The sequence below is a fragment of the Desulfolutivibrio sp. genome (assembly GCF_036584575.1).
GTDB lineage: Bacteria > Desulfobacterota > Desulfovibrionia > Desulfovibrionales > Desulfovibrionaceae > Desulfolutivibrio.
In genome coordinates this window covers 1-6,125 of the sequence record NZ_JAZHDB010000051.1, presented here as the reverse complement: position 1 = coordinate 6,125, position 6,125 = coordinate 1, and the positions used below count along the sequence as shown (strand labels likewise).

The window sequence follows — 6,125 nt, the reverse complement described above, 5'->3', positions numbered from 1 at the left end:
TCTTGCAATCGGATGATGCCCGTTTGGGTTGAAATGAAACGTGTTTTTTCGTGCCTGCCCGGCCTTGGCTGCGGGCCCGGGCTTCGGCTCCGGGGCCTCGCCCGGTGCGGCCATGATCGTGGTCCACAGCACATCGCCCGGGGACAGGCGCCCCTTGGCCCAGTTCATGTTCTCCGTGGCGATGTAGCCGGTCTTGTCCCCGAAGCGCGCCGTGGCCCCGGCCGGGGTGACCTCGGTCACCAGAACCTTGGCCCAGGCCCCGGTGGTCAGGGACCGTTCGGGCATGTCGCTGGCCGCCAGAAACTCGTCGTATTTGGCCTTGTCCAGGTGTTCGACCTGGGGTTTGAACCCGCGCCGCCGCTCCGAGGCGGTCAAGCCCTCGCGCAGGGCCCGCGTGGCGTATTCCTGATGCCGCAGGTCCACGGCGGTGTACACGTGCAGTCCGCCGGAATAGACCATGTCCTCGCCAAAACGGTCGATGAGCTCCCGGCGGACCTCTTCCAGGTAATAGGGGGCGATCTGCCAGGACGGGTCGGGCATGCTTTTAAAAACCAGGGGTTCGGCCAGGGCCTTGTCGTGCTCCTCCTGGGTGACCCAGCCCTGGACCAGCATGCGCCCGAGCACGTATTTCTGCCGGGCCTTGGCCGATTCGAAGTCGCGAAACGGGCTGTAGCGGGTGGGGGCCTGGGGCAGACCGGCCAGAAGCGCGGCCTGGGCGATGGTCAGATCCTTGACGTGGACCCCGAAATAGGTGCGGGCTGCGGCCTCGACGCCATAGGCCCGGGAACCCAGATAGATCTGGTTCAGGTAGATGGTCAGGATCTCGTCCTTGGTCAGGTATTTTTCCAGGCGGTAGGCCAGGATGGCCTCTTTGAGCTTGCGCTGGTAGCTTTTTTCGGAGGTCAGAAGCAGGCGTTTGATGATCTGCTGGGTGATGGTGCTGCCGCCCTGCTTGATGCCGCCGGCCTGGAGGTTGCGCAGCATGGCCCGGAAGATGGCCCCCAGATCCACGCCCTCGTGCTGGTAGAAGGCGGCGTCCTCGGAGGCCAGAAAGGCCCGGGGCAGAAACTCGGGCATTTCGCTTAGGGTGACCAGGAAACGCTTTTCCGAATAGAGGTAGCCCAGAACCTGGTTGTCGCGGGCATAGACCGTGGTCACCAGGGGCGGCCGGTAATCGGTGATCTTGCGAAACCCCGGCAGATCCTCGGAGGCCCAGAAATACAGACCGACCACGCCTGCGGCGCCAGCCAGGGCGCCAAGGACAAGCAGGACAAGCAGCACGATGAACAGTTTTCTCACGGATGGAATCTCGCTAGGGCGGGGGTGACGAAGGCCATGCCCTCCTCAGGAGGAAAACCCCAGGCCAGCCGCAACCGGCAGTGTAGATCAAGAAGGAATTCCGCCCGGACCTGGAGGCTTGCAAGCATCCCCGCGACGGAACGGCCCTCGCGGCAGGCCAGACAACCTCCCGGGGCGAAGACGGTCAATCGCCCGGACACGACCCAGAACGGAAAGACACGACAATAATACGGGCGCACCTCATTTGGCAAGACGCACCCCGCGCCCGTCAAAAACTGGCACCGGCCGCGAGCATCGGTGGACAGGCGCAGATGCGTTCCCTTGGGCGGGAACAGGGCGTCCACCACCCGGCGTTCCCGGGGAAAGAGCCGATGCAGGTTGGCGACGAAGGCCCGGGAATTCGTCTCTTCCACGAACCCGCCCCGGGTCAGGGCCACATGGTCGCTGATGCGCTGCCGCTCCAGGTCCGAGACCGGAAAGCAGGCCTCCTCCTGTCCGGGCGACATCTCGCAGCAGGTGGGCCCGAGCCCGGCGCACCGGGCGCAGATAGACGCCTGGCCGCGCGCGGTGTCCCCGGCCGGGGCCTCCTCGTATACGTCCACCCCGCCTCCATTCCCGCTCATATTCACGCCCCGCCGCCCCGGGTCTTCCGGGTGCGGCAGCCGACCACGCCAAAAATGATTGCACAATGCAGACCGCCGGTCGTTATGCCCGTGCCTGGGAGGTAATGCCGATTCGTTCCGGCGTCCAGTCTCGTGTCCGCCCAACCCGCCTGACGCCACGGCCTTGCCCAAACACCCCTGTGCTTTCTGGAAGAAACAACCGCTTTTCCGGCTTGTTGCGCTTTTTGTCAAAGATACCGATCTCCGGGACAGCACCCGCGCCGGTTCCAACTCCGGCGTTACCCGCCAAGCCGGGTCCGCCCGGCCGGGGTGATCCGGTACAGGTCGCCGTCGCGGAGGGCCAGATCGATCTTGATCAGTTCGCGCAGGATGGCCCGGGCCTGATGCACGGGCCGGGCGACGGCCGCAGCCACATCCTGGTCCGTGGCCGGGGTGACGAGGCGGGCCAAGACCTCAAGGGCCGCCGGGGTCAGTTCGCCGTTTGGTTTGACGCAGGCCATGACAGGTGGCGCTCCCTTGGATTCGCCGCCGGGCGGATTTCGGTCGCGATGACGAAAAACGCCCCCGGCGGGTAGGCTTTCGTTCGCCGCAAGGCCCCTGCGGCGACCGCCGGGCCGTGGGGCGGCGTGATTCGGACGCCATGCCCCAGGCGGACGCGTCGCTTCGTCACGAGACGTCGCGTCGGATCGCGCCGTTACCCCGGGGTTCTCAGGCAGAAATACCAGTCCCGGCAATCCGGATCACCGGCCTTCACGCGTTCCTCGGCCATTTCCTGGGTGCGCGGCGGGGCCACGATGACCTTGTCTCCGGGCAGCCAACCGGCCGGGGTGGCCACACCGTGTTTGTCCGTGGCCCGCAGGGCCTGCACCAGCCGCAAAATCTCGTCCGCGCTTCGGCCGGTGGTCATGGGATAGGAAAGCACGGCGCGCACGACCTGGCGGTCGTCGATGACGAACACCGTGCGCACGGCCTCGGTGCTCGACTCGGCAGGCATGATCATGCCGTAGGCCCGGGCCACCTCGCGTCCGGCGTCGGCCACGATGGGAAAGGCGATCCTGACCCCGAAGACGGCCTCAATGCTCCGGACCCAGGCGATGTGGGAATAGACCGAATCCGTGGACAGGCCCAAAAGTTCGCAGCCGTTTTCCTTAAACGCCGGATACAGCTCGGCGAAGGCCAGAAATTCCGTGGTGCATACCGGGGTGAAATCCGCCGGGTGGGAGAAAAAGACCAGCCAGCTTCCGGCGTAATCGTCCAGGCGCAGATCGCCCTGGGTGGTTTCGGCCTCGAAAGCCGGGGCTGGCTCGCCGATGCGGGGCATACGCGGCATGGCGTCGCAGGATTCGGCCTGGTCCATGGATAACCTCCCAAATGGCCGCCGGGCGGCGGTGTAAGCTCATGATGTGTCGTGTATCCGGCGGGCCCGGGCGGCGTCAACAGCCCAGCCGGTGCATGAGCGCGGCCCGTATCTCCTGAGCCTGCCCCGCGTCTTCGATCTTTTTGCCGTCGGCCCCGCGCACGTAAAACACGTCCCGGGCCCGTTCCCCCAGGGTGTCCGCCTTGGCCAGCCGCACCTCCAGGCGCAGGCCCGCCATGACATGGGCGATGTCGTACAAAAGCCCCACGCGATCCGGGGCCGAAATCTCGATGAGCGTATACAGGGCCGAGGTCTGGTTCTCCACCTGCACGGCCACCGGCCCGCCCGGTTGTCCCTGTCGGCAGGTGAGAGGCGACCGGCGTTTCTGGTCCAGGCGGTATTCCAGGGCCAGCCTGCCCAAAAGCGCATAGCGCACCGCCCCCCCCACCCGGGTCCACAACTCCTCGGCATACAAGGCGTCCGGCGGGTCCGACACCCCGAACACGTAGATGGCCGTGCCGTCCCCCCACAAAAACACCTCCGCCGACAGGATGTTCACGTCATGCAGGGCCAAAACCCCGGCCAGGACCGCGAAAAGCCCCGGCGTCTCCATGGCCGCCACCGTGAGCTCATGCCCGGCCCCTCCGGGCGCGGGCCGGGCCTCCAAGACCACGGCGCCCGGGGCATATCCGGCAGGCCCCTCCCCTTCCGGCCCGGCCCGGCCCCGGGGCAGACGCACCGCCAGCTCCCTGGCCTCCTGGCGCAACCGGGCCACCAGCCCCAGGTGCCTCGTGATCTCGGCGGCATCCAGGGCGATCAGGTAGCGTGGCGGCATCTGGTCCAGGCAGGCCTCGACTTCGGCCTCGGGCATCATCCCCCGGGCGGCGGCCCGCACCCGGTCCCGGGTGCGCAGCATGCGTCCGGCGTCGTGCTCGTCGAAAAGATTGCCCTCGGCCAGCATCCGGGCCGTGCGGCGGTACAGTTCCCAGACCAGGCTTTCCTTCCAGCCCGTCCAGGCGGACGGCCCCGTGGCCCGGGCATCGGCGTAGGTCAGAAGCAAAAGCATGTTCAGGCGGTCCATGGTCCCGGCCCGGGCCGCACAGGCGGCGGCCACGTCGCGGTCGGACAGATCGCGGCGCGAGGCCGTGTCCGCCAGATAGAGGTGTTCGCGCACCAGAAAGGCCACTTCCTCCACGGTCCCTGGGTCCACGCCGAACCGGGCCAGGGTCGTCCGGGCGATGCCCGCCCCCTTCTCGGCGTGCTCCCCGCCCAGTCCCTTGCCGATGTCGTGGAACAGCGCGCCCAGGATCAACCGGTCCAGGTGAGCCACGCTGGTGAGCAGCGCATGGTAGCGGCTCTCGGGAAAGGCCCCGGCCTCGGCCAGCCGCCGCACGGCCTCCAGGCTGTGTCGGCCCACGGGATGCACATGGTACAGGTCGAATTTGACCAGATGCCCCACCCGGTCGAATTCCGGGAGCATGGCCGAGAGCACCCCGGATTCGAACAGGGCCTCGGCCACCCGGCCCGAGGCGTCGGCGGCCAGGATACCCACCAGGGAGGCCAGGGAGGCCGGGTCGACGCGCAGCCTGTCCCCGTGCCGATCCGCCAGTTCCCTGGCCCGGCGCAGGGCGGAAAAGGCCAGGGGCTCGCCCGTGCGCACGGCCGTGCCGAAAAGCAGAAACAACCGGGAAAAGGCCTGGGCGTCGGTCAGCCCCGGCGCGAAATCCAGCCCGGCCGGCCCCTTGGCCACGCCGTCGCCCACCACCTCCGGGGGGCGGTCGGACAGGGCCCCCAGGGCCACGGCCAGCCCCGGCCACAAGGCCTCGCGCAGATTTTCCACCCGGGACATGCGCCGCAACAGCTCGGCCAAAAACACCTCCACCCCGAGCGCCCCGTCTTTTGCCGTAAACCCCAGCCGCTCGGCGATACGCTCCTGGACCTCGAAGGGCAGCTTGTCGGACTTGCGGTTGCCGATGCGGTGCAGATGGCAGCGGACCACCAGCAAAAACGCCGCATCCCGGGACAAGGCCGCAAACGCCTCGGCCGCCGGGGCTTCGTAGCCCCCGGCCAGGTCGGCCAGATGCGACAGCCAGCGCACCTGATGCGCGTCGCGAAGCCCCCCCAGGCCCTCCTTGAGCTGCGGCTCCAGGAGCGCCCCGGCCTCGCCATGCACCCGGCCCCGGCCGATGTTGGCCTCGGCCAGCCACAGGGCGAAGGCCGCCCGCCGCTCGGGAAAGACCTCCCGGGACAGGCGCGTGTCGAGCGCCGCAAAGATCCGGGCGTCGCCCCACAGATGCCGGGCGTCCAGAAACGAGGCCAATACCTGATGGTCGCATTTGGCCAATTCCAGGCAGGCGTCCACGCCGCGCACCCCATGCCCGATCTCGAGACCCAGATCCCACAGGGGGAAAAACAGAAACCGGGCCAGTTCCCCGGCCCACCCGGGCGGCTCTCCGGGAAACAGCAGCAGCACGTCCAGATCCGAGAAAGGACACAGCTCCCGCCGCCCGTAGCCGCCGACAGCCACAAGGGAAAATTCCCTCCGCCCCCCGGCATCGCGGCCGTATTCGGCCAGCCGTTCGCCGAAATAGCGGTCAGCCAGGTCCGACAGGGCGGCCACGAATCCGACCCCGGTCCTCCCGGCGTCGAGATCGGTGAAAAGGGCCTGCCGCGAGGCCGCGAAGGCCCGGGCGCTCTGGGGCAGATGATCGGGAATGGTCATGGGTGCTTTTGGCCTCCGACGGCTTCGCTCCGGTGGAGCACGCCCGCCTGCGCCCCGTACCGGTTTCTCGCCAGCAGCTCGCGCAGCAGCCCGAGCCGGAAATCCGCCTGGGCCATGACCGACG

5 protein-coding genes are annotated in these 6,125 nt (G+C 68.0%); all 5 read right to left on the bottom strand.

The window, feature by feature from the left end:
• Nucleotides 1-1,299: transglycosylase domain-containing protein (locus tag V3572_RS04075; protein ID WP_332109702.1), on the bottom strand; the 1,299-nt coding region annotated here is incomplete at its 3' end.
• Entirely contained in the window at nt 1,296-1,901 is a 606-nt protein-coding gene (locus V3572_RS04070; protein ID WP_332109701.1) for a YkgJ family cysteine cluster protein, read from the bottom strand. The genes V3572_RS04070 and V3572_RS04075, both read right to left, overlap by 4 nt.
• 299 nt (nt 1,902-2,200) lie before the next feature.
• On the bottom strand, nt 2,201-2,422 hold the full coding sequence (locus tag V3572_RS04065; protein ID WP_332109700.1) for a hypothetical protein: 222 nt from the start codon (nt 2,420-2,422) through the stop codon (nt 2,201-2,203).
• Between the two features lie 194 nt (nt 2,423-2,616).
• The gene (locus V3572_RS04060; RefSeq protein ID WP_332109699.1) at nt 2,617-3,279 is read right to left on the bottom strand and encodes a peroxiredoxin; all 663 of its coding nucleotides are present in this window, start codon (nt 3,277-3,279) and stop codon (nt 2,617-2,619) included.
• 76 nt (nt 3,280-3,355) lie between these two features.
• Complete coding sequence (locus tag V3572_RS04055) at nt 3,356-6,001, bottom strand: bifunctional uridylyltransferase/uridylyl-removing protein GlnD (RefSeq protein WP_332109698.1); 2,646 nt, start codon at nt 5,999-6,001, stop codon at nt 3,356-3,358.
• Between the last annotated feature and the right edge of the window lie 124 nt (nt 6,002-6,125).

Coding starts and splice junctions, on each gene's coding strand:
- V3572_RS04065 (WP_332109700.1), bottom strand. CDS start 2,422: ATGGCCTGCGTCAAACCAAACGGCGAACTGACCCCGGCGGCCCTTGAG.
- V3572_RS04060 (WP_332109699.1), bottom strand. CDS start 3,279: ATGGACCAGGCCGAATCCTGCGACGCCATGCCGCGTATGCCCCGCATC.
- V3572_RS04055 (WP_332109698.1), bottom strand. CDS start 6,001: ATGACCATTCCCGATCATCTGCCCCAGAGCGCCCGGGCCTTCGCGGCC.